This is a genomic window from Allobosea sp., assembly GCF_017308075.1.
Lineage (GTDB): Bacteria > Pseudomonadota > Alphaproteobacteria > Rhizobiales > Beijerinckiaceae > Allobosea.
The window spans coordinates 62,353-84,671 of sequence record NZ_JAFKFX010000042.1 but is presented as its reverse complement, the minus strand read 5'-3'; the positions used below and the strand labels follow the sequence as shown (position 1 = coordinate 84,671).

The 22,319-nt window shown below is 66.5% G+C and carries 22 protein-coding genes; 12 read left to right on the top strand and 10 right to left on the bottom strand.

The features are described from left to right. The 9 genes from J0J10_RS22180 to J0J10_RS22140 all read right to left on the bottom strand — a co-directional run. Nucleotides 1–592, bottom strand: a 592-nt coding sequence (locus tag J0J10_RS22180) for an ABC transporter ATP-binding protein (protein WP_291649244.1), incomplete at its 3' end; no start/stop codon positions are given. Next, the gene (locus tag J0J10_RS22175) at nt 571–1,749 is read right to left on the bottom strand and encodes an ABC transporter permease (protein ID WP_291649242.1); all 1,179 of its coding nucleotides are present in this window, start codon (nt 1,747–1,749) and stop codon (nt 571–573) included. The genes J0J10_RS22180 and J0J10_RS22175, both read right to left, overlap by 22 nt. Then, nucleotides 1,746–2,969 (bottom strand): efflux RND transporter periplasmic adaptor subunit, encoded by a 1,224-nt coding sequence (locus J0J10_RS22170; protein WP_291649240.1) that lies wholly within the window; start codon nt 2,967–2,969, stop codon nt 1,746–1,748. Before J0J10_RS22170 ends, J0J10_RS22175 begins: the two co-directional genes overlap by 4 nt. Before the next feature lie 146 nt (nt 2,970–3,115). After that, on the bottom strand, nt 3,116–3,901 hold the full coding sequence (locus J0J10_RS22165; RefSeq protein ID WP_291649238.1) for a sulfite exporter TauE/SafE family protein: 786 nt from the start codon (nt 3,899–3,901) through the stop codon (nt 3,116–3,118). A gap of 335 nt (nt 3,902–4,236) precedes the next feature. After that, on the bottom strand, nt 4,237–5,211 hold the full coding sequence (locus J0J10_RS22160) for an FAD:protein FMN transferase (RefSeq protein WP_291649236.1): 975 nt from the start codon (nt 5,209–5,211) through the stop codon (nt 4,237–4,239). Beyond that, nucleotides 5,192–7,396: a PepSY domain-containing protein gene (locus J0J10_RS22155; RefSeq protein ID WP_291649234.1), complete on the bottom strand. Its 2,205-nt coding sequence runs from the start codon at nt 7,394–7,396 to the stop codon at nt 5,192–5,194. Before J0J10_RS22155 ends, J0J10_RS22160 begins: the two co-directional genes overlap by 20 nt. Nucleotides 7,397–7,408: 12 nt before the next feature. Continuing rightward, on the bottom strand, nt 7,409–7,879 hold the full coding sequence (locus J0J10_RS22150; RefSeq protein WP_291649233.1) for a DUF2271 domain-containing protein: 471 nt from the start codon (nt 7,877–7,879) through the stop codon (nt 7,409–7,411). Between the two features lie 268 nt (nt 7,880–8,147). Continuing rightward, nucleotides 8,148–8,663 (bottom strand): cytochrome b, encoded by a 516-nt coding sequence (locus J0J10_RS22145; RefSeq protein ID WP_291649231.1) that lies wholly within the window; start codon nt 8,661–8,663, stop codon nt 8,148–8,150. Between the two features lie 61 nt (nt 8,664–8,724). Continuing rightward, nucleotides 8,725–9,120: a PepSY domain-containing protein gene (locus tag J0J10_RS22140; RefSeq protein WP_082459130.1), complete on the bottom strand. Its 396-nt coding sequence runs from the start codon at nt 9,118–9,120 to the stop codon at nt 8,725–8,727. A gap of 143 nt (nt 9,121–9,263) precedes the next feature. Here J0J10_RS22140 and J0J10_RS22135 point away from each other — a divergent pair, with 143 nt between their 5' ends. The 3 genes from J0J10_RS22135 (at nt 9,264) to J0J10_RS22125 (ending at nt 13,380) form a co-directional block, all read left to right on the top strand. Beyond that, the gene (locus J0J10_RS22135) at nt 9,264–9,926 is read left to right on the top strand and encodes a response regulator transcription factor (RefSeq protein WP_291649228.1); all 663 of its coding nucleotides are present in this window, start codon (nt 9,264–9,266) and stop codon (nt 9,924–9,926) included. Beyond that, nucleotides 9,923–11,260, top strand: a complete 1,338-nt coding sequence (locus J0J10_RS22130) for a sensor histidine kinase (protein ID WP_291649226.1) — start codon at nt 9,923–9,925, stop codon at nt 11,258–11,260. The genes J0J10_RS22135 and J0J10_RS22130 overlap by 4 nt, the downstream gene beginning before the upstream one ends. Before the next feature lie 155 nt (nt 11,261–11,415). Beyond that, a complete protein-coding gene (locus tag J0J10_RS22125) occupies nt 11,416–13,380 on the top strand; it encodes a cation-translocating P-type ATPase (protein WP_291649225.1) in 1,965 nt (654 codons plus the stop codon). A gap of 315 nt (nt 13,381–13,695) precedes the next feature. On the opposite strand, the gene speB is transcribed toward J0J10_RS22125, so the two are convergent. After that, a complete protein-coding gene (speB, locus tag J0J10_RS22120; protein ID WP_291649223.1) occupies nt 13,696–14,757 on the bottom strand; it encodes an agmatinase in 1,062 nt (353 codons plus the stop codon). A 106-nt stretch (nt 14,758–14,863) separates the two neighbouring features. On the opposite strand from speB, the gene J0J10_RS22115 reads away from it, so the two are divergent. The 9 genes from J0J10_RS22115 (at nt 14,864) to J0J10_RS22075 (ending at nt 22,304) form a co-directional block, all read left to right on the top strand. Beyond that, on the top strand, nt 14,864–15,790 hold the full coding sequence (locus tag J0J10_RS22115) for a LysR substrate-binding domain-containing protein (protein ID WP_291649221.1): 927 nt from the start codon (nt 14,864–14,866) through the stop codon (nt 15,788–15,790). A gap of 361 nt (nt 15,791–16,151) precedes the next feature. Beyond that, a complete protein-coding gene (locus J0J10_RS22110) occupies nt 16,152–16,772 on the top strand; it encodes a GntR family transcriptional regulator (RefSeq protein ID WP_291634500.1) in 621 nt (206 codons plus the stop codon). Next, entirely contained in the window at nt 16,772–17,299 is a 528-nt protein-coding gene (locus J0J10_RS22105; RefSeq protein WP_291649219.1) for an ureidoglycolate lyase, read from the top strand. Before J0J10_RS22110 ends, J0J10_RS22105 begins: the two co-directional genes overlap by 1 nt. Beyond that, a complete protein-coding gene (locus J0J10_RS22100) occupies nt 17,286–18,197 on the top strand; it encodes an allantoinase PuuE (protein WP_291649217.1) in 912 nt (303 codons plus the stop codon). Before J0J10_RS22105 ends, J0J10_RS22100 begins: the two co-directional genes overlap by 14 nt. Next, the gene (locus tag J0J10_RS22095; protein ID WP_291649215.1) at nt 18,130–19,098 is read left to right on the top strand and encodes a substrate-binding periplasmic protein; all 969 of its coding nucleotides are present in this window, start codon (nt 18,130–18,132) and stop codon (nt 19,096–19,098) included. Before J0J10_RS22100 ends, J0J10_RS22095 begins: the two co-directional genes overlap by 68 nt. 77 nt (nt 19,099–19,175) lie before the next feature. Further along, nucleotides 19,176–19,850 carry an amino acid ABC transporter permease gene (locus tag J0J10_RS22090; protein ID WP_291649213.1) on the top strand — a complete coding sequence of 225 codons (675 nt, stop codon included), beginning with the start codon at nt 19,176–19,178 and terminating at the stop codon, nt 19,848–19,850. Nucleotides 19,851–19,862: 12 nt separating this feature from the next. Continuing rightward, nucleotides 19,863–20,534 carry an amino acid ABC transporter permease gene (locus tag J0J10_RS22085; protein WP_291649211.1) on the top strand — a complete coding sequence of 224 codons (672 nt, stop codon included), beginning with the start codon at nt 19,863–19,865 and terminating at the stop codon, nt 20,532–20,534. Nucleotides 20,535–20,544: 10 nt separating this feature from the next. Next, nucleotides 20,545–21,534 carry an NAD-dependent epimerase/dehydratase family protein gene (locus tag J0J10_RS22080; protein WP_291649209.1) on the top strand — a complete coding sequence of 330 codons (990 nt, stop codon included), beginning with the start codon at nt 20,545–20,547 and terminating at the stop codon, nt 21,532–21,534. Then, nucleotides 21,531–22,304 (top strand): SDR family NAD(P)-dependent oxidoreductase, encoded by a 774-nt coding sequence (locus J0J10_RS22075; protein WP_291649207.1) that lies wholly within the window; start codon nt 21,531–21,533, stop codon nt 22,302–22,304. The genes J0J10_RS22080 and J0J10_RS22075 overlap by 4 nt, the downstream gene beginning before the upstream one ends. Nucleotides 22,305–22,319: the final 15 nt, after the last annotated feature.

Genomic DNA, 22,319 nt, shown 5'->3' with positions numbered 1-22,319 from the left:
ATTTGCGGTCGAACCAGTCGAATATCTTCTCGTCATGGGTGACGACGATGATCGCGGCCTCCTGCTCGACAGCGACCTTGCGCAGCAGGTCCATGACGATCCCGGCGCGTTTCGAGTCGAGTGCTGCGGTCGGCTCGTCGGCGAGAATGACGCGCGGCCGATTGGCCAGGGCGCGCGCGATGGCAACACGCTGCGCCTCGCCGCCCGACAGCTTGGCGGGCATCGCATTCCGCCTGTGCCCGACCTCGAGATAGTCGAGCAACTCGATCGCTCGCGCCCGGGCCACGCCCGCTTCTTCCCCGGCCAGTTGCAGCACGAGAGCCACATTGTCGGTCGCGTCGAGAAACGGGATCAGGTTGTGGAACTGGAAGATGAAGCCGATCTTGTGAAGCCTGAGCTGCCTGAGATTGGTTTTCAGCCATCGTCCCTCGCTCAGCACCGTCTCGCCGTCGAGCGCCATCGCGCCCGAGGATGCATCGAGAATGCAGCCGATGATGTTGAGGAGCGTCGTCTTCCCGGAGCCGGAAGGGCCGAGCAAGGCGACGACCTCGCGCGGGTAGACGTCCAGGCTCACATCGCGAAGCGCATCCACGCGCGTCTCGCCTTCGCCGAAATGCTTGTCCCCAATGCGGTCGCGGGGTCCACCCGGAGCGCTGCGCGAACCCCGAGGCCACTCGCGATCAGGCACACGACCACCACGACGAGGCCGAGCGCGAACATGTTGTCGGCTTCGAGGATCACGCGGCGCGGAAAATGGTCGCTGATGCCGGCGATCAGCGTTGCACCGATGGAAAATCCGATGAGACCAAGCGCCAGCGCCTGCTGAACGATCATCCCGATGATGGTTCTGTCCGGGGCGCCGATCAGTTTCAGCGTGGCGATCTGCTTCGTCTTCTCCATGGTCATGGTGTAGATGATCAGGGCGATGATCACGGCGGATACGACGAGCAGGAGCGAGGTGAAGAGGCCGATCTGACGCCTGGCGCGGTCGACCAGGGAGCGGATCAGGATCTGCTCCTGGGCCTCCTGCGTGATCGCAGTCTGGTGTTTCCAGCGGCGGACGGCTTCTGCCACCGCTTCGGGAGAAGCATTGGGCTGCAGCCGTGCCACGACGGCGTTCACGGTGTCGCGGCTCGCTGCGATGGCACCGCGCGCCTGCTGGATACGTATAGCGGGCGGTGCGAGGTCGAACTGCAGCTTCTGGGCATCCGCCAGGGTGATATACACGGCCGGATCGCCGCCGGAGCTGACCTGGTGGCGCGTCAACCCCACGACCGAATACGTGTTCCGGCCGACATGGAGGCGATCGCCGAGCGTCAGGCCGGTGCTTTGATCAGCCACCATCTCGTAATGGCTGCGCGTGATCCCGCGCCCGGCGACGACCTCCGGCGGCCCCCCGGGGCGCGCCGGCTCATAGCCGATGACATAGAGCCGGAGCTTGGCGCCCAGATGCTCGGTTTCGACCGTCTGATAGGTGATGCCGCCTGCCGATTTCACACCGGCTATGCGCGCGACGGCGTCACGGACGTCGCCGGGTATCCGCGAGGCCTCGGCGAAGGGACCGCGCGTATTGGCCTCGACGACCCACAGATCGACGGCGGGAGCCCGGGCGATGGTCAGTGCATCGACGACAAGCCCGCGATAGATACCGATCATGGCGAGCACGACGCCGAGCAGGAGCCCAAGCCCGATACAGGTCAGGATGAAGCGCCCGAAGCCATGTCTGATGTCGCGATAGGCGAGGTTCACGGCCCCTTGACCTCGCTGATCCGTGCCTGGCGCCCGACCCGCAGGCCCGGCGCGAGTCGCGCGACCACCTGCGCGCGCTCAGGCACCCCACCGACGATCTCGAGGCGCGAATCTTCGGCACGGTGACGGAACCTGACGAGCCGCCGGTTCAGCCGACCATCCTCGACCGTCCAGACCGTGCCTTCATGCCCGTTGTAGCCATGGACGGCGGCCTCCGGAACCAGGAGCGCCTCGGCGAGCGTCGCCGCCGTGATCAGGAATTCCACCTGCTCTCCCAGGAAGACGCGGGCCGGCGGATTATCGCCTTTGATGAACACGCGCCGCTCCTCGGTGCTGCGGTCGCTTTCAAGTCCGATACGGACCACCTTGCCGGTGAAGACGTCCTGCGGGCGTGAACGCAAGCGGGCCTGCACCCGCTGGCCTTCGGCGATGAAGCCGGCACGCGCCTCGTCGACATAGGCAAGCCCCCAGTAGCTGTCGTTTGCGATCAGGGTGAAGATCGGATCGCCGGCCTTGACGACGGTGCCCAGTTCCTTGTGCCGTTCGATGACGATCGCATCATAGGGCGCCGTCAATGTCCGGTGTCCCAGCAAGGTCTCTTCGAACTGGACTTGCGCCCGGGCGTCCACCAGCTGTGCCCTGCTGCTCGCGACCTCGCTTTCGGCAACAGTGACGTCCGCCTTGGCGACGGCCTCGTCGCGGGCCGACTCTTCGGCCGACTGCTCCGACACGATGCTGCGTCCGGCGAGCTCCTGCCGGCGCCGATTGGCAACCTGCCTTTGCGCCAGAACGGCACGCGTCTTCTCCAGATTCGCGTCCGCCCGCTCGATACTGACTTCGGCGATCCGGAGTGCGGCACGTGCCTTTGCCATCTTGGCCTCCTGCTCGCCGAGACTGAGCCGGGCCAGAACCTGCCCCTTACGAACCTGGTCGCCATGATCCGCGTGAAGTTCCGCCAGCGCGGCTCCGACCTCGAAGCCGACCTTCGACGTCACCCGCGCCTCGACCGTGCCCAGCCCGAACACGCGGATCGGGACCTCGCGTTCGGGCCGGACCGTTTCGACTTCGACCGGACGGTTGCTGTAGACGACGCCGGCACCGAAAAGCGTGACGATGATCCCGATGCCCGCAAGGGCACGCCGGACGGCTCGCCGGCCGAAGACGCTTGTTTTCTTCGGCTTGCTACCGGCCAGGCTCGGCTGTTTTGATCGCGCATCCATGCTGGTTCAGACTCCATAGCGGCTATGCACGCGGCGTCGCCGCCGTTCAGGCAAGACGCGACACTCCGGTCGCGCTGATCTCGCCGGGTTCCCGGGCGGTTCGCCGGCCGGCGGCGGTCAGGTGCAGTCAACGCCTGCCTCCGCGGCTACCCGAAGCCGATCGTCGCCGGCAGGGTCTTGAAGATCACATAGGTCGCGACGGTCAGGATGAGCGCTGCGAAGATGCGGTTCAGCGTGGCCTTGCCCGCCGAGAGACGCGTCGCCAGCAGCATGCCGAGAAACCCGCCCAGGACGCCGCCGGAGATGAACTGCGCTGCGATGCCCCAGTCGACGAGGCCGTTGCGGGCATAGTTCAGCGCCGTCGCCAGCCCGAAGGTTCCCACCGCGAGCAAGGAGGAGCCGATGGCGTTGATCATCGGCATGCCGGTGGCGAGGACCAGCGCCGGCACGATGAGGAAGCCGCCGCCGATGCCGAAGAAGCCGGAAGCCATGCCTGTCGCGAGCGCCGCGGCGGCGGTGAGTGCGCATGTGCGCCGGTCGACCGGCCGCTCCTCGCTACCTCCGATGCCGCGTGGGCGCAGCATCAGCAGCCCGACGACGACCATCAGCACGCCGAAGAGCAGGAGAAGGCGCGTTCCGTCGAAGACGAGGCCGAGGCTGGAACCGAGCAAGGCGCCAAGCGTGCCCACCGCCGCGAAGACGGCCGCGCAGAGCCAGCGCACATGGCCCTTCCGGGCATGCGCAATGAGGTTCGCATAGGCATTGATCGAGACCGCCAGCGCGCTGGTGCCGATCGCGACATGCGGGCTGGCGACACCGACGACATAAAGCAGCAGCGGCGTGGCAAGGATCGAGCCGCCGCCGCCGACCAGGCCGAGGCTGAAGCCGACGAGGCCGCCGGACGCGAGCGCGGGAATGAGGGTCGAGGTCATTGCGGCAGCGTCCCTGTCGTCATCGCCGCGACGAACGGGAGAGCCGGGCCGAGCCTCATCGAGACAGGCCAATAGACACTCATGGTCGCGCTTCCGGTTCTCTGTGGATGGCGTGAGCGCTGCGAACGGCGGCGCGGCCCTTCCCTTCGCTCAGCCGGCAGAAGCCCTGCCCTGCCGCGCGATGCGCCGTGACGGTCCCGGCTTCGACGATCTTCTCGCTGATCATCCTGGCATCCTCATCAGGGATCAATATACAGTTACATATAATGTATATCGACAGCAAGGCAAGTGCCGCAGCATGCTGCGGTCGTGGCGATAGGGCTGCCTCGCGAACTTCAGAACGCGGCCTGGCTGCACGGGCCATCTGCGAACAAGGCCCCGACCGCCCGGGACCGGACGGTTTCGCCCTCGCGCATCAGGAACAGCACGTCGAGCCGGAGCCGCCGCGCCAGCCTTTCCCCCTCTCCAGGGCCCAGAACCATCAGCGCAGTCGCCCAGGCGTCGGCTTCGGCGCAGGTTCGCGCCACTACGGTGACCGAGGCGGGCGACGTCGCCAGCGGCGTGCCGCGGCGCGGGTCCATCGTGTGCGACAGGCGACGGCCAGCGACGTCCACCCAGTGCCGATAGTCGCCCGAAGTCGCCACCGCGGCATCCTGCAGAGCAAGCATCGAATGCGGCGCACGGGAGGCGAAATCGGGCTTCTCGACGGCGATCATCCACGGCTCGCCATCCGGGCGCAGGCCAAGGGCTCGCATCTCGCCATCGATGCCCACCAGCCCGGAAACGATGCCGAAGCCACGCAGCGTCTCGGCCAGCCGGTCGGCGCCATGGCCCTTGGCGATGCCGTTGAGATCGAGGACGATGGGAGCGCGTTTGCGCATTTCTCCGCCCTCGACATTCAGCTCCAGCACCTCATGGGCGGCCTGCCGCGGAGCTTCGAGCGCCTCCCGGATCAGGGCCCGGTCGGCGCCGGACGGACCGAACCCCCAGGCGCCCACGGCGTCGCCCATGCCGATGTCGAACGCTCCGGCCGAGGCGCGACCGATTTCGAGCGAGAGCCCGAGCACCTTCATCAGCTGTTCCGGCACCGCCATCCATCGCCCCACCGGCCCGGCATTGAGGCGCATCAGATCGCTATCCGGCTTCCAGCCGGACATCTGTTCGTCCACCTCGTCCACCGCAGCCTGAAGCGCGCTCCGAACCGGCGCGGGGTCGAAGGCCGAGATCGTGTGGAACAGCGCCGACCAGCGCGTACCCATGGTCGGCCCGCTCAGTGCCCGGCGACCTCGGTCAGAAGACGTCTTCGACATAGCGTCCCTCCGCCCGGAGCCGCGCCGGGGTCAGCCCCGTGGGCGCGAGAATGTCGGCGAGCGCCGCGGAGACGCCGGCTGCCATGTCGCGCCCGCCGCAGACCATGACCCGCGCCCCCTCGCGAACCATGCGTGCGATCTCGGCTCCCTCTTCGCGCAGAACATCCTGCACATAGCTGGGCTGCTGCGTGCGCGAGCACGCCGTGGCGAGCCGTTGCAGTTGCCCGCTCCGCCGCCAGCCCTTCAGCTCATCGCCATAGAGAAAATCGCTGTCGGGATGCCGCATCCCGAAGAACAGACGGATGGGGCGGCGCCGGGCATTGGCCCTGATGAAGCCTGCCAGCGGCCCGATGCCCGTCCCCGCTCCGATGAGAATGAGGGGCGCGGTGTCACGGCCGGCATGGAAGCCGGGATTCTGCCGCATGAAGGCGTTGACCATATCGCCGGGTTGCAGCTCGAAGAGCTGGCCGGAGCACAGGCCGGCAGGGTGCTTTCTAACGACGATCTCGATGAAACCGTCGCGACACCCGGAGGCCAGCGAGTAGAACCGGGGAACGGCAGAGCCTTCCGGCAGGACACCGAGGAGATCTCCGGCCACGAAGCGCCCGAAACCGCGGCCGGTGAGCCGCAGCCAGAATGGCGGCGTCGGCAGCGCAAAGCGCAGGATCGCGGTCGGAGCCTGCACCTCGGCCCCATGATCGCGGCGCGAAACCAGCCTCAGCGGGAAAACCGCCGGCAGGACCGGATGATGGACGAGGTCCAGAGTCATCCCCATCGCAGCCCCCAGCGACCGGCCCCAGCGGGCGAAATCCTGCGGTGACTGGCGGTTCACCGCCATGAACGGAACCAGCATGCACGAGCCCCGCGCCTCGGCCATCTCGGCGACGGCGCGCCCGAAAGCGCAATAACCGGGAAAGCTGCGATCGCCGAAGCCGAGAACCGCGAGCGCGACCGGCGCAGCCACCGGCACGGACTTCAGCCGGTCGAGAAATCCGCGCGCGGAGGCCGGTGCATCGCCATCGCCATAGGTCGCGGTCAGGATCAGGATGCGCCGCGCCTGCCGGTAGCGGGCCGGCTCGAAGGACGACATCGGCGCGGCATGAACGGCCTGCCCGGATGCAGAGAGCGCCGCATGCAGCGTCGCGGCGAAGCCCCATGTGCTGCCGCCCTCGGAGCCGACGAGCAGGATCGTCTCGGCGCGCCCGGCGGCGACATTGCCGCGAATGCGCGGACGGGCAGGCCGGCCCGCGAACCACAGGACGAAGCCCGTCCCGGCCATCGCGGGCACGCCGAGCGCCATGATGCCGAGGATCAGCCCCAGGACGGCGGCGCCCCGTCCGGTGTGCAGCATGTAGAGGGTTGCCGAGACGCGCTGCCATGCGCTCGGTTCGCTCCAGGTCAGAAGCGCGCCGGTTCCCTGATCGAGATGGCCAATGCCGCGATCCGTCTTGAGCGTGAAGACATCGGCCGCATCCGCCGGATCGGGAAAGGACAGGCTGCGCAGCTCGGAAACCGGTGTCCGTTTCAGCATGTCCATATCTGCGACAGGCATTCCCGTCCGGCCGCTTCCCTCGGCCTCGGTCACGGCCGAAGGCGCCCCGTCGGGCAGGAGGTCGAAGCTCGAGGCCGACATCCACAGGGCCGTGGCAGATGACAGCAGCAGGCCGGCGACGGCGATCCGCGCGATCTCGACATGCAGGCGTGCCGCGAACGGCCCCCGCAACGGCGAGAGCCAGCGCCGCCAGCCGCCAGCCCGCCGCGCGACGAGCACGGCCCCGGAAACGGCCAGCACCAGCATGGCGGCCGCACCGACCGCCGTCAGTATGCGGCCGGCATCATCGAAGAGGAGGGAACGATGCAGCCTGGTCAACCAGCGCTCGAACGGATTCGGATCGGCGGAGGCGATCTCCCGGCCGTTCGCGGGATCCATGACCGCCGCCCGCGGCACGCCGCTCTCGGACCAGTAGGCGGTAATGCGGCCCGAGGGCCTGCGCCTTATCTGCTCGACCTCGGGATGAACCGCCTGGATGCGCTCCGCGAGCTCCGCCGTCGAAAGCGCCGCCGGCTGCACCGAGGAGAGGCGCTCAATGGCCGGGAATAGCGAGAGAAGCGCGCCGCTCAGGCTGAGCACCAGCAGAAGAAGGCCGGCGAGAAGACCCGGCCAGCGGTGGACAACACGGATCATGCCGGCCACCGCTCAGAAAGAATAAGCCAGGCTCGAGACATAGCGCCGACCACGGACCGGCGTTTTCGCGCCCGCGCTCGTCAGCGGGATTACGATCTCGTTCGGACTGTCGCGCATGTCTTCCACGGCAGCATCGACATGCAGAACATAGCCTGCGTCGAAGAGCGCATCGGCCAGATCGAGCGAAATCTCGAGCGTGCGGCCCGCGCCGACACTGGCGCCCGTGATACCGTTGATCTCGGCGGGGTTGCCGCCGGTTGCGCGGTGCCAACCCGACAGGTGCGAATAGTATTTCGACTTGCGGCCAGCCAGCCACAGGCTGCCGGCATAGGCCCCCTGCGCATTCGTGACATAGAATGCGAGATAGGCACCGTCGCCGCCATAATTGGCCAGCGTGGTTGTGAGCTTGAGCGGTCGCGCCTCGGCAAGAGCGGGCAGCGTGAGCGCGGTGGCCAACGCGATGGCCGGCAGGATCGTCTTCATGGTAGCTGGACCTCCTTTGCCCGGCCCCGAGAACGGCATGTCCCGGCCGGCGAGCATCGAGCCGCACCGGCGAGGCCAGCGCCCCGCCATCCGGCACGATCAACCTGGGACCCTGCGCTGACGGCCTCCTGACGCCGTGACGGTTTCGGCTTCAGCCGGGCGTCAGGAAGAGCCGGGATCGTGGGAAATGCCGCGCCTCTCCGGCCCTCCCCGCCGCGACCGATGCAGGCCGGGCGGGAGAGGCGGAGGGCGCAGGCCGCCGGCCTTCTCAGCGCAGGCTCATCCGCCGCAGCGTCCCATCGTGCAGAACGAACTGGTGCCAGATCGCCATCAGGGCGTGCAGGCCGGCGAGGATGAGGATGAAGGTGCCGCCATTCTCGTGGAGTTCGGCGATCAGACCGGGGCGGCCCTGCACCGGGGCAGCGATAGCCGGCAGATGCAGGCCGAAAATGGGGACGGACACGCCCATACGCGAGGCGGCATACCAGCCGGTGAGCGGCAAGGCGATCAGCAGCAGATAGAGCAGCCCATGGCCGAGCGTGGCACCGATGGCGAGCCAGCCATGCCGCAGGCCGGCCTCGGGAGCGGGCTCGGCCAGCCTCAGGATCAGGCGGGGAACGACCAGAACCAGGACCGCGAGGCCCAGCCAGAAATGCAGCACAGGCGGATTCCGGACCACTTCACGGCCGCCTTCCGCCGTCAGCCATGCGCCGAGCACGGCGAGGGCCGTCATCCAGTGAATGACGACCAGGCTTCTCGAATAGCGCGCGGTTGCGACGGACATGGCCATTTCTCCAGCGTTGGACGAAAGGATGCGGCGTCCCGGGACACGGTGTCCGGCCCGCTCAGTTCACCCTGGCCTTCGGCGGTTCGCCGCGGTCGAACAGGGATTTCGGGGATACAGGGCCGGATGGCTCGGCCGTCTCCGTCGGGGCCGACGGAGCCCGTTCATGCCGGTGTCCGCCGCTCCGGGACCGGTGCTTCATCTTGACGATCGCCAGAGTGGCGGGGTCGATCTTGGCCTTGAAAGGCCGCCCCGTCTCGTCGGTGCCCCTGATCTGGTAGCAGCCGTCATCGATCCTGAGCCGGTCTACCTGCCAGCCACGGGCCTGCGCCATCGCCTGCACGGCCTCCCGGGGCTGCCACTGCCCCAGGGGCACGTCGCAATCGTCATCGGCCCGCGCGGCGCCCGATCCAGCGACGGCAAGGAGCAGCAAGCCCGCCACGAACTGCTTCATCATGGCATTTGTCCCTGATCAGTCTCCACAAGCCGGAATGATGGCAATCTTTCCTGACGCGCAGCTGAAGCGGGCAGAGCCCGCCCTTTCAGCAAGCTGACAGGTTCCGCAGGCAACTGGTCTGCGACAGATGGGATTGCGCCTTCATGAGAGTTCTTCTGATCGAGGACGACACGATCCTCGGGGCCGCGGTACGCGACCAGATCGTCGGCGACAGCCATTCGGTGGACTGGGTCGGCCGCCTCGATCGCGCCGCCGAGCATCTCGACAGCGCCGCCTATGATCTGGTCCTGCTGGACCTGATGCTTCCCGACGGGCGTGGGCTCGCCTTCCTGCGCGAGCTGCGCAGGAAGGGCTGCGCCACGCCGGTCATCATCCTGACCGCGCTGGACCAGATATCCGACCGCATCGCCGGGCTGAATGCGGGAGCAGACGACTACATGACCAAGCCGTTCGACCTCTCGGAACTCTCGGCAAGGCTGAACGCGGTGGCCCGCCGCTACAGTGGCAATCCCAACCCGCTCGTCGAGATCGGCCACCTGCAGATCGATCTCGCGGCGCGAACGGTCGTGAAAAGCGGGCGGCTCGTCGATCTCACCGCGCGCGAATGGGCGCTTTTCGAGGCCTTCGTCCAGCGCCCGGGCCTGGTGATCTCCAAGGCGCAGCTGGAAGATCGGCTCTATGCCTTCGGTACCGAGGTCGAGAGCAACACGATCGAGGTCTATATAAGCCGCCTGCGCAAGAAGCTCGGACCCGAGATCGTCCACACCCTGCGCGGTATAGGCTACCGGCTCGGAAGCGCGCGATGACCGCGCCGAAAAGCCTGCAATGGCGCCTGTCGCTCTGGCTGGGCCTGGCCATTGCGCTCGTCTGGGCACTGGCCGCTGCGGTGACCGCCCAGAATCTGCGTCACGAAATGGAGGAGGTCTTCGACAGCGCGCTTGCCGAAACCGGGCAGCGCCTGCTGCCTCTGGCCGTGCGCGACATCATCGGGCGCGACAGCGACGACGCCGCCAGCCAGAGCGTCGCGACGATGCGCGAGCATGACGAGCACTTCACCTATGTGGTGCGAAACGCCGAAGGCCAGGTGCTGCTGCGCTCGCATAAAGCCGACCCGGCGATCTTTCCGCCATTCAGCGGCATGGGCTTCTCCGATACGCCGACCCACCGTCTCTACTCGGATGCCGCGCTGCAGGGCACGATCACCATCACGGTCGCCGAGCCGCAGATCCGCCGTCGCGCCGTGGCGTGGGAAGTGCTTGTCGGACTGGCCCGCCCGCTCGCCCTGATCGTTCCGATCAGCCTGATCGGCGTGTGGGCCGTCATACGCCTGTCGACGATGAGCCTGCGGCGCTTCCGCTCCGAGATCGAACTTCGCGGCGCCGGCGATCTGACCGCCGTCGCCGCCGACGACCTGCCCTCGGAAATCCGACCCGTCGCCCGGGCGGTGAACCAGCTGCTGGAACGGCTCAGGCGCACTCTGGAAGCCGAGCGCAGCTTTGCCGCCAACTCCGCGCATGAGTTACGCACGCCGGTGGCCGCCGCGCTCGCGCAGGCACAGAGACTGATCGTTGAAACGACCGACGCAGCCGCACGCAACCGCGCTCGCGACATTGAAACCGCATTGCGGCGGCTCTCGGCTCTCTCGGAAAAACTGATGCAGCTGGCCAGGGCGGAAGGCGGCAGCCTGCATGGCGCCGAGCCGGTCGACATCGGCGCCCTACTCCGGTTGATCGTGGATGAACTGACCGCCAACGCCGGCGCAGCCGGGCCGATCGAGCTGGCCCTGCCCGATGCCCCGGTACTCTCCCGCATCGACCCCGATGCCTTCGCGATCCTGATGCGGAACCTGATCGAGAATGCGCTGAAGCACGGCTCGCAGGCCGAACCGGTCCGCGTGACGCTGTCGATGGACGGCCTGCTGCGCATCGCCAATGCCGGGCCGGCCGTGCCGCAGGATCTGCTCGCCCGCCTGCTCGACCCGTTCGAGCGCGGCCGCACGCAGGCGAAAGGCGCCGGGCTCGGGCTGGCCATCGCGAAGGCGATCGCCGCCGGTACCGGCAGCAGCCTCGAGCTGATCTCCCCGAGAGAGGGACACCAAGACGGCTTCGAGGTCCACCTCCGGATCGGCCGGCTGGGATGATCCCTTCTGGACGGCCCGGCAGTTGCGCGAAGAGTGCATCAGGCATAGATTAGAATAATTCTAATCTATGCCACGTCCCAAGACCACCTGGCACCGATCACGCATTGGAGGGGGTGTTGCCGCGTTTCCGATTGAATCTCCCGGTCGTTCTCACCATGGCCACGGTGATTGGCCTCGTGCTGGCCGTATCGGGCCACTGGATCCTCGGGGGCGAGACTGGGGCACGAGCAGCCCTGGCCGGCACGGCCCTCGTCTACCTGGCCGGCGGCGTGCCGGCCGGCTGGCGGGCCCTGGCGGCACTCTCACGCGACCATGTCCTCGATATCGATCTCCTGATGATCGTCGCGGCGATCGCCGCGGCAGCCGTCGGCGCCTCGCTCGAAGGCGCGATCCTGCTGACGCTGTTCAGCCTGTCGACGACGCTCGAGGAGCGGGCCATGGGGCGCGCCAAGCGTGCCATCGAGGCCTTGATGGCGCTGCGGCCGGAAACGGCCTTCCGCAAGATGCCGCATGGCGGGGTCGAGGAAGTGCCCGCGACCGATCTGCGGATCGGCGATGTGCTGATCCTTCGCCCGGGCTCACGGGTTCCGGCGGACGGCGTGGTCGTCTCCGGCCGGAGTGCGCTGGACGAATCCACGATCACCGGCGAGTCGATGCCCGTCAGCAAGGAGCCGGGCCAGCCGCTATTCGAGGCGACCGTCAATCTCGATGGCGTGCTCGAGCTAAGGGTCACCAAGACGCTGGCGCAGAGCACGGTCGCCCGGATGATCGCGCTGGTCACGCAGGCTCAGGCGGCGAAGGCGCCCTCCGAACGGTTCAGCGCGTGGTTCGGACAGCGCTACACGATCGCGGTGCTCGCCGGCTCCGCCGCCGCGCTCGCTGTCTTCCTCTGGCTCGGAAACAGCTGGGAGATCGCCCTTTATCGCGCCGCGACCATGCTGGTCGCGGCAAGTCCTTGCGCAGTCGTCATCTCCGTGCCGGCCGCAGTCCTTTCGGCGCTTGCGGCGGCAGCTCGCGGAGGCGTTCTCTTCAAGGGCGGCGCGGCACTGGAGACCCTGGCCGATGTCAAGGTCTTTGCGTTCGATAAGACCGGAACTTTGACGGCAGGACGGGCCAGCGTGACGAACGTCGTCGCTCTTGACGGGAACGAGCGCGACCTCCTGTCGACTCTCGCCAGCCTTGAGGCCCATTCCGAGCATCATATTGCCGATGCCCTGCGCCGCGAAGTCGCGCGGCGCGGGCTGCCGATCCGTGAAGTGCGGAACGTGAAAGCGCTGCCCAGCAGGGGGATCACGGGAGAAGACGATGCCGGCCCGCTCTGGGCAGGGAACCGCCGGATGGCAGAGGCCATGGGCGCAGCACTGGATCACGAAGCGCTAAGCGCACTGCACAACGCAGCCGAGACCGTGGTCTATCTGGGGCGTGGCAACCGCCTCCTCGGCGCCGCAAGCGTCGCCGACAAGCCGCGCGAAACCTCCGCGGCCGCGCTCGCCGCGCTGCGGCGAAGCGGCGTCGAAACAATTCTCATGATGACGGGCGACAGACGTTCCGTCGCGCTGCGGATCGGTGCGGAGCTGGGCCTGAGCGGCGACGAGGTCCATGCGGAGATGCTGCCCGAGGACAAGGTCAGGCTGGTAGCCGCGGCAGCGAAACGACGGAAAATCGCGTTCGTCGGCGACGGCGTGAACGATGCGGCCGCGCTGGCGCGTGCCGATGTCGGCATCGCCATGGGCGCGGCCGGCTCCGAGGTGGCCCTTCAGGCAGCCGACGTCGCCCTCCTCTCGGAAGACATGGAGCGGCTCGCGGCGGCGCACAGACTGTCGCAGCGAGCCGCACGGATCATTCGCCAGAACCTGATGTTCGCGATCGGCGCGATGCTGCTTCTCGTCACCGGCGCCGCCTTTTTCAACCTGCCTCTGCCATTCGCAGTGCTCGGGCACGAGGGCGGGACGGTTCTCGTCGTTCTCAACGGCCTGCGGCTGCTGAACGATCCGATCCGGGTTGTTTCGCGGGCCGGAGCGCAGACGACCGGAAACAGGCCGGCCTCAGCACCGCACCGCGCCCTGCTCGGTGGGCAAGTCGCCGTGGACACGAATAGCGATCAGGCGACACCGGCCTGACATGCCCTTGCGCCGCCGATCGCGAAACCCACAAGGCTGCGCCGGTCATCCGGCTCGACGAGGCCGGCGCCGCGCTCGATGCCGAGAACGAGGCCGCAGTGCTGGAGGCATTGATCAGCGCGACCCATCTGGCGGAGACATCGATCGGGCATGATCTCCCGGGAAAGCTGATGAAATCCGGGCGACTTACCCTTTCGCGGCCAGACTAATCCCCAGCGCCGGCGGCAGGCCGGGCCACCTCGCCCGGCCGATGCCGCCCCCCGTAGGCGGAAGGAAGCACAGGCCGGCCTTCAAGCCTTGCTTGCCGGAAACTGATCAAGCGCGATCCGCCTCGCAGAGCGAGGGGCTGAACAAGATGAGGCTCAGAATCTCGAACAGCATCTGGGCCGCGTTATGGGCCGTGTTGCTCGTCGCGTCATAGGCAGGCGCGACCTCGACGACATCGCCGCCGACCAGATTGACGCCCTTCATCCCGCGCAGGATCTCGAGGGCTTCGCGGTTTGTGAGCCCGCCCACCTCCGGCGTGCCGGTGCCCGGGGCGAAGGCCGGATCGAGGCTGTCGATATCGAAGGAGAGGTATGTCGGCCCATCCCCCACGACAGCTCTCGCCTTCTCGATGATCGCCGGCAGGCCGAGCCCGGAAATCTCCCGGGCAGGGATCACCGTCATCCCCGATATCCGGGAGAACTCCCAGATGTACTCGGCCGCCCCCCGAATCCCGATCTGAATCGTCCGGGTGGGGTCGAGCACGCCGTCGAGCACGGCGTTCCGGAACGGGCCGCCATGGTGAAAGCGCTCGCCCTCATAGACGCCACCGGTGTCGCAATGGGCGTCGATATGGATCATGCCGACAGGGCCGTGGCGGCCGAGAACCTTCAGGATGGGATGGCTGATCGAGTGGTCTCCACCGACCGAGAGCGGGATGACGCCGGCATCGACGATCCTGCCGATATGGCGCTCGATGTCCTCATGGCTCATCGCCAGGTCGAACCTGCTGCGAAACGGCACGTCCCCGATATCGGCCACGCGCATTTCGTGGACCGGGGCGCATGCGAGCGCGTCGTTGTAAGGCCCGATCCGCTCGACCGTCCGCAAGGCGCGCGGGCCGAACCGCGAGCCGGCCCGGTTGGTCACGGCGAGGTCCATCGGGATACCCAGAAGCGCGACCTGCAACGCGCCGAGGCGCTCCGGGCTTTCGACGAGGTTCAATGCGGGCGCATCCAGCAGGGTCGGAAAACCCGCATAGGGGAATTCGCGCCGGTCTCCGTCCTTGAAGATCAGGTCGGCGATCCGCTGATAGGCCGGCGTCTCCATTGCCCCGCCTGAGGCCGTTCCGAACCGGCTCCGGAGCGCCGCAAGATCATCGGAGTTCCACATTGTCGCTGGCTCCCTGCATCCATGACGATGGCGAGTGGTCCAGACAGATTGCCTGCGAGGAATTCTATTGCAATTGAGAATATCAGCAGGCCTATGATGAGAAAAATTGGCAGATCCGATGCGTCGTCGACCACTCCTTCTCAACGCGCTCAGAACCTTCGAGGCCGTTGCCAGGCATGGAAGCCTCACCGGCGCAGCCGGGGAGCTGCATGTCACGCCGAGCGCGGTGAGCCATCAGTTGCGGGCGCTCGAGGCCGGCCTACGGATAAGCCTGCTCGAAAAGGGAAAGCGGAAAGTCAGCCTCACGCGAGCGGGCGAACAGCTCTATGCCGACAGCGCCGCAGCCTTCGATATCCTGTCCGGCTCGATAACGAAGATCGAAAAGCCGATATCGCACGGAAAGCTCTGCGTGGGCTGCGTTCCGGCCTTCCTGTCCTACTGGCTGATGCCGAAGCTCGAGGCGATCCGAGCGCATCTGCCTGATGTCGAGGTCCGGTTCGTTTCCACGAGCTCCTCGGGCCCGGATGTCGGAAAAGGCGACGTCAACATCCTGTACGGGGACGGCGACTGGCCGGACATGTGGGTTCATCTGCTCGCGGGCCTGAACCTCTTCCCGGTGATCAGCCCGCATCTCGCTGGCCGGCTTCCGCTCCGATCGATCCGCGATCTCGACCGGCACGTGCTCCTGCACGCCGATGACGGGGCGGAATGGCAGAGATGGCTGCAATCCTCGGGCGTGCGGGGAAGACCTTACGCCCGGCAATATCTTCCGGATGCCCAACTCTCTCTCGAAGTGGCCATCTACGGTCAGGGCGTCGCCCTGGGAGACGATCTCACGGCGCGGCACGCCCTCGATACCGGGCGGCTCGTCGCCCCGTTCGCCGCCAGCGTTCCTGCGAACCGATCACTGTATCTCGCCTGCCCGAGCGGCACCCAGGAAGCGCCGATCGTTGCGGCATTTATCAGTTGGCTGCTCGCGGAGCTCCAGGCGAACCCAGATGGTGAAAGACAGCAGGGTTCCAGGTCGAGCTAGGCTGAGGCGCTCCCCCCTGGCTCGCCACTGCGTGCTGTTCAGGACAACGGCCGAGACGTTCGCCACAATCGCGATCGGAACCACATCATCTCGGCGCCGCATCCGCTTCACCTGAGTGTCGCACACTGGGGATCGGCGACGTCTCATCACACCCATGTCCAAGCCCGGGAGGCGTGACGTCCGCGCCGAAGGCTTGCTGACGCCGGCGCTCACACCAGCCTGACGGCAGCGCCTCACTCAGGAACTTGACAGCGGCGCGATCTGGCGCTCTCTTGGTATCCCAAGAGAATAATCCATGAATGCCATAGAGGATCGAGTGCCTCCCATCCCAAAGCCTCCAGCCCCGCCCGCCGCCTCGAGCGTGACCGAACGCACCTATGAAACGATCCTTCGCTGGATCGAGAACCGGGAGATCGGCGCGGGATCCGTGCTCGACGAGCGGCGCATCTCGGAGGCGCTGGAGGTGTCAAGAACGCCGCTGCGCAACGTTCTGAGCCGACTGCAAGGCGAGGGATATCTCGTGCGCCTGGCGAACGGCACGATGGTCGTCAGGGATATCGGCGCCGGCGAGGTGCTTGAGCTGCTCCTGGTGCGCCGCCTGCTGGAACCAGAGGCCGCGGCCATGGCCGCGGGTCGGATTCCTGCCGCTGCCTTGCAGGCCGCACGCGACCATGTCGACGATCCCGCGGCCGATCACAACGACACCAATACCTGGCTGAAGGGCGACGAGGTCCATGACCTCATCGCGAAGCACTGCGGCAACCGCTCGCTCGCCCTAATGATCGGCGAGGCCCGCAGGCGCATCCGCCTGTCGCATATCGAACGGGTGCCGGGCCGCACAAGCCATGCGCGCGAAGAGCATCTCGCCATCATCGACGCGCTCGGCGCCGGCGACGGCAAGGCCGCGCGGGAGGCGATGTTCCGCCATCTCGAGAATATCCGTGAAGGGTTTCTGGCTGCCTTCGGACGGGGAGCCCTATGATGGCGGCCGGTCCGATACAGATCGAGGTCGCGCCTCTCACGGCCGAAGGCTTCGCCCCCTTCGGAACCGTTGTCCTGCATTCCGGGACGGCCCGCCGCCACTACGTCCCGCGCGCTTTCGAACGCACCGACGAGGCCGGACAGCCGACCCTATGGGTCAGCCAGGTGGCGGCCGCCGTGACCCTACCCCTGATCGTCCGCCACCTGGAGCGCCATCCCTTCTCCGCACAAACCTTCCTGCCGCTGCGCGGCGTGGAGCATCTCGCGGTGGTTTGCCATTCCGATGCCGAGGGTCGGCCCGATCTCGGGACGCTGCGGGCGTTCCTGGTCCCCCAGGACCATGGCGTGACCTATGGCCGCGACGTCTGGCACCACGGCTTCACCGCGCTCGACAAGCCCGCCGAATACGCCGTGGTCATGTCGCTGACCGGCCGGAACGATGACGACGTCTTCCTCGATCTCGATCGCCCGGTCGAGATCCGTAGCCCGGCGCCTGCCCTCGTGGGAGCAAGCCATGTCCAGCCTTGATCATCTGCGTCGCGACTTTCGCGGCTATGGCGCCGAGCCGCCCCATCCGCAATGGCCCGGCAATGCCCGCCTCGCGCTGAACATCTGCGTCAACTACGAAGAAGGCGGCGAGCCCTCCGTTCCGGACGGCGACGCCACCAGCGAGAGCGGTCTGACCGAGGGCGGAAGCTCCGGCTACAAGGGGCGCGACCTCGCTGCCGAGTCTATGTTCGAATACGGCAGCCGGGTGGGTTTCTGGCGCGTCGACCGGTTGCTCGCGGAACGCGGCATGACCGCGACGATCCTCGGATGCGCCTTGGCACTGGAACGCAACCCGGAAGTGTGCGCGCGCATCCGCGCTCGCGGATACGATGTGTGCTCCCATGGGCTGCGCTGGGAACATCATCAGGGGATGAGCGAGGCGGAAGAACGCGAGCGCATCCGCAACGCCACCGCGAAGCTGACGCACCTCTTTGGCGAGGCGCCGCTCGGCTGGTACTGCCGATACGGATCGAGCACCAATACACGTCGCCTCCTCGTCGAACATGGCGGGTTTCTGTACGACTCGGACGCCTACAACGACGAATTGCCGTACTGGACCGAAGTAGACGGCAAATCTCACCTCGTCGTGCCCTATGGCCTGGTCAACAATGACGCGAAATTCATTCGCGGCGGCATGTCGACCGGAAGCCAGCTCTTCGAATATCTGCGCGATACCTTCGACATGCTCTACCGGGAGGGCGCGCAGGCGCCCAAGATGATGTCCGTCGGACTGCATCTTCGCCTCGTCGGCCACCCCGGCCGAGCGGCCGGGCTCGAGCGCTTTCTCGACCACGTCGCCAGCCATCCGGATGTCTGGGTCTGCCGGCGCGCCGACATCGCGCGCCACTGGCTGGCCACCCATCCGGCGAGGCCCTGATCCCGACACAGAACAACAATTGAGGAGGAACCCCATGAAACACTTCAAGAACCTGACAGTCGCGGCGGCGGCCCTGCTTGGCGCGACGCTCTTCGCCGGCAGCGCCTCCCTGGCGCAGGAAGCCGATCACCCGGCAAATGCGCCACTGGTCGTCGGCACCGATTTTGGCGTGGCCCCCTGGATGGTCCGCGGCGCAAGCGGCCCCGAGGGCTTTGGCGCCGACCTGATCAACGAAGTCGGCAAGCGCCTCGGTCGCCCCAAGGTCGAGATCGTCGACATTCCCTTCTCAGGCCTGTTCGCCGCCCTGTTCGCAAAGCGGATCGAGTTCACGGTCAACCCATTGAACATCACAGCGGAACGATCCGAGCGGATGCTCTTCACCGAGCCTCTGTTTGCGACCGGCAACGGCTTTCTCGTTCGCACCAGCGATGAAATGAAAGGCTTCGAAGACCTGAAGGGCAAGGCGATCGCCGTCAATCGCGGCACGATTTCCGACACCTGGGCCACGGCAAATGCCGAGAAATACGGCTTCGAGGTCCAGCGCTACGATGCTTTCCCCGACACCGTCCAGGCGCTCATTACGCGGCGCGCCTTCGCGGCGCTCAACGAGATCCCGACGGCCGTCTACGCTGCCAAGCAGAACAAGGCGATCAAGGTCGCATTCAAAGACTATAACGGCCGCAATTTCGGATATGCGTTCCGGAATGAAAGCAACGCATATCGCAACAAGGTCGAAGACATCCTGCAATGCATGAAGCTCGACGGCACGATGCGGAAAATGCACGAGAAATGGTACGGCAAGCCGGACGACGGCTCCGCGATCGATACCGTCTATTTCGGCTACGGCGCCCCCGGCTTCAAGGGCTTCGAAGCCACGCCCAGCGCGCTCAACTGCAAGTAATCCTGGCGTGAAGCACGCAAAATCCACCGCGGCCGGGCTCCGTTCCGGCTGCGACGGACCTTGGGCGGACATCTGTCATGGATAAGATCGTCGAGAACTACTTCAATCTTCAGGTCATGGTCGAGGCCTTCCCGACGGTCCTCGGCGGATTTGGCTTGACGGTGCTGGTCTCCATTCTGGTGATCATACTCGGCATCGGCGTCGGGCTGGGCTTCGCCGTACTGCATTGCATGAATAGCAGGGCCCTGAGCGCGGCGATCGTCGTCTATGTCGATCTTTTCCGGACTCTGCCCCAGCTCGTCGTCATCATCTTCGTCTATTTCGGCCTACCCTATGCCGGCCTGGCCTTGTCGCCATTCGCCACCACGGTCGTCGCCCTCGCGTTGGTGCTCTCCGCCTTCGCCACCGAGATTTTCCATTCGGCCATCAGGGCGGTGCCGCGCGGGCAATGGGAAGCTTCCGAAGCGCTCGGATTCACCTATTTTCGGGCACTGTTCCTCATCGTGCTGCCACAGGCCATCCGCCTGGCGATTCCGCTCCTGACCAACCGTGCGATCGCGATCAGCAAGGGAACTGCGCTGGGCACGGCCGTCGCCCTGCCGGAAACCCTTGGGCAGGCGCAAAGCGTGATGGCGATCGTCGCCAACCCCTCCCCCCTGACGCTGGCGGCCGCCTTCTACCTCACCTTCTTCATCCCGCTGGTCATCGCCAGTCGCTGGGTCGAACGCAAGTTCAGCCCGCGCAGCCGCTGAGGTACAGGCACGATGGACATCTTTCTCGAGAACTTCTTCAACATCGATTCTCTGATCCAGATATACCCGCTTCTGGTTCAGGGCCTGGAGCTGACGCTCCTGCTGGCCATCGTCACTCTGCCGCTCGCCGTGCTCTGCGGCCTGCTCATCGCGATCCTGTACAGCTTCCACATTCGCTGGCTCAATATCCTGCTGCTGATCTACGTCGATGTGCTGCGCTCGTTTCCAGTCATCGTCCTGCTGGTGCTGATCTTCTACGGACTGCCGTTCCTGGGTCTCAAGCTCGGCAGCTTTGCCGCCGTGGTGATGGCCATAACCGTCAACAACTCCGGCTATTATGGCGAGATTCTGCGCGCAGGCGTCGAATCCGTACCCAAGGGCCAGAGGGAAGCCGCCCACGCCCTCGGTTTCGGCCCGATCCGCACAGTGGTCTACATCATCCTGCCGCAAGCGATCCGAAACGTCCTGGCGCCCCTGGCGAGCAACTCGCTCGAGCTCGTGAAAACCACCTCGATCGCCGCCCTCGTCGCCCTGCCCGAATTGCTGCGCTCCGCCCGTGTGGCACAGGAACAAACCTACAATCCGACTCCGCTCACGGCCGCGGCGCTGATCTTCTTCGTCCTGCTTTGGCCGTTTGCCCGCTGGGTCGCGAAGCTCGAGCGGCGCACCATGATCGTCCGCTGAGGGATCTGCCATGACCGTTCTTATCACCGGAGGCGCAGGCTTCGTCGGCCTTGCGATCGCCGAGCAACTGCTCGCCCATGGCGAGGACATCGTCCTCTTCGATACCCGCCAGCCCCCGCCCCACGCCCTGAAGCAGTTCGGGCAGGCGGCAAGGCCCGTAGTTGGAGACGTGACCTGCGCCGACGATATCCGTCGGGCGCTTGCCGGCTGCTCGATAGACCGCATCGTGCATACGGCGGCGATCACCGCCGGGCCGCAAAGGGAAAGGACCGACGCGCGCAGCATCGTCGACGTCAACCTGAACGGGACTCTGAACGTTCTGGAGCAGGCGCACGAGCACGGCGGGATACGGCGCCTGACGATGCTCAGCTCCGTCGCCGTCTACGGCTCCTCCGCTCCGGGCCCGTCGGGCAGCTATGAGGAGCAAAGCTCCTGCCCTTCGCCCGCTTCGCTGTACGGCATCACCAAGCTCGCTTCCGAACAGGCTGCCCTGCATCTCGGCGGCCTGTATGACATCGATGTCCGGGTGGTGCGCCTGGGGCCCGTCTTTGGTCCTTGGGAACATCGCTCTGGCGCGCGCGACGCGATGAGCCCGCATCTGCAGATCCTCGATCAGGCTCTTGCCGGGCAAGAGGTCGTGCTGCCGCGCCCGATGGCCGCGGATTGGATCTACTCGCGCGATGCGGCCTCCGGCATCGTCACGGTTCTCTTCGGCCAGAGCTTGCAGCGGCGGATCTACAATCTCGGCGCAGGCAGCACGACCGACCTGCTCGAATGGTGCAGCCATATCGCCCGGCACACGGGCCTTCGCTACCGCCTCGCGGAGGCCGGCGAGCCGGCGAGCGTCGCCTACAATCTCAAGCAGGATCGCCCTGCCCTGAGCACCGCCGCCCTCGCGGCCGACACCGGGTTCTCCGCCCGGCGCGAGCTCGCTGCGGCGGCGAGCGAATATCTCGACTGGACGCGCCGGCTTGCGGCGCTCGGGGAGGCACGGCCATGACCAGGCTTTCGGGCAAGGTGACGATCATCACCGGGGCTTCATCCGGCATCGGGCGGGCCATCGCCCTGCGCTTCGCATCGGAAGGCGCACGTCTCGTGCTCGTCGATCGGACGGAAGAGGTCCGCGAGGGTGGCGAGCCGATCGAAACGGTGCTTCGCCGCGAAGGACACGACATTGCCTTTCTGAAGGCCGATGTCGCCAACGAAGAGGATGTCGAAAGGGTGGTCGACGAAGCGACCCGCCGTTTCGGCCGGCTCGACGTCCTCGTGAACAATGCCGCGATCGGCGTCGGCAAGCCGCTCGTCGAGACCAGCCTCGCCGAATGGAACAGGGTTCTGGCGGTCAATCTGACGGGGCCGTTCCTGATGGCGCGCGCCGCCGTCAGGCAGATGATGACCCAGGAGATCCGCAACGAGGCTCGCGGCCGGATCGTCAATATTTCCTCGCAGCACGGCATGATCGCCGCTCCGGAGGATATCGCCTACGGAACCTCGAAATCCGGGGTCGTCTACATGACCCGGCAGATCGCCGCCGACTATGCCAGACACGGCATCATCTGCAACGCCGTGGCTCCCGGCAAGATCCTGACGGGCAAGACCGGCCGTGCAGTCGAAGAGCGCTGGCTCGAATACTCCCGCAACCGGACGCCCTGGCCGCGCTTCGGCAGGCCGGACGATGTTGCGAGCGCCGCGCTGTTCCTGGCCTCGGACGAGGCGAACTTCATCACCGGGGAGAATCTCCTCGTCGACGGCGGCTGGATGGCGAGCTAGGCTTCTAAGGAACGA

Bases quoted from the DNA above. Each gene is read 5' to 3' on its own strand.
- J0J10_RS22125 (WP_291649225.1), top strand. From the start codon at position 11,416: ATGGCCACGGTGATTGGCCTCGTGCTGGCCGTATCGGGCCACTGGATC.
- J0J10_RS22165 (WP_291649238.1), bottom strand. From the start codon at position 3,901: ATGACCTCGACCCTCATTCCCGCGCTCGCGTCCGGCGGCCTCGTCGGC.
- J0J10_RS22160 (WP_291649236.1), bottom strand. From the start codon at position 5,211: ATGTCGAAGACGTCTTCTGACCGAGGTCGCCGGGCACTGAGCGGGCCG.
- J0J10_RS22150 (WP_291649233.1), bottom strand. From the start codon at position 7,879: ATGAAGACGATCCTGCCGGCCATCGCGTTGGCCACCGCGCTCACGCTG.
- J0J10_RS22100 (WP_291649217.1), top strand. From the start codon at position 17,286: ATGTCCAGCCTTGATCATCTGCGTCGCGACTTTCGCGGCTATGGCGCC.
- J0J10_RS22095 (WP_291649215.1), top strand. From the start codon at position 18,130: ATGTCTGGGTCTGCCGGCGCGCCGACATCGCGCGCCACTGGCTGGCCA.
- J0J10_RS22135 (WP_291649228.1), top strand. From the start codon at position 9,264: ATGAGAGTTCTTCTGATCGAGGACGACACGATCCTCGGGGCCGCGGTA.
- J0J10_RS22130 (WP_291649226.1), top strand. From the start codon at position 9,923: ATGACCGCGCCGAAAAGCCTGCAATGGCGCCTGTCGCTCTGGCTGGGC.
- J0J10_RS22080 (WP_291649209.1), top strand. From the start codon at position 20,545: ATGACCGTTCTTATCACCGGAGGCGCAGGCTTCGTCGGCCTTGCGATC.
- J0J10_RS22145 (WP_291649231.1), bottom strand. From the start codon at position 8,663: ATGTCCGTCGCAACCGCGCGCTATTCGAGAAGCCTGGTCGTCATTCAC.
- J0J10_RS22075 (WP_291649207.1), top strand. From the start codon at position 21,531: ATGACCAGGCTTTCGGGCAAGGTGACGATCATCACCGGGGCTTCATCC.
- J0J10_RS22140 (WP_082459130.1), bottom strand. From the start codon at position 9,120: ATGATGAAGCAGTTCGTGGCGGGCTTGCTGCTCCTTGCCGTCGCTGGA.
- speB (WP_291649223.1), bottom strand. From the start codon at position 14,757: ATGTGGAACTCCGATGATCTTGCGGCGCTCCGGAGCCGGTTCGGAACG.
- J0J10_RS22105 (WP_291649219.1), top strand. From the start codon at position 16,772: ATGGCGGCCGGTCCGATACAGATCGAGGTCGCGCCTCTCACGGCCGAA.
- J0J10_RS22170 (WP_291649240.1), bottom strand. From the start codon at position 2,969: ATGGATGCGCGATCAAAACAGCCGAGCCTGGCCGGTAGCAAGCCGAAG.
- J0J10_RS22085 (WP_291649211.1), top strand. From the start codon at position 19,863: ATGGACATCTTTCTCGAGAACTTCTTCAACATCGATTCTCTGATCCAG.
- J0J10_RS22155 (WP_291649234.1), bottom strand. From the start codon at position 7,396: ATGATCCGTGTTGTCCACCGCTGGCCGGGTCTTCTCGCCGGCCTTCTT.
- J0J10_RS22090 (WP_291649213.1), top strand. From the start codon at position 19,176: ATGGATAAGATCGTCGAGAACTACTTCAATCTTCAGGTCATGGTCGAG.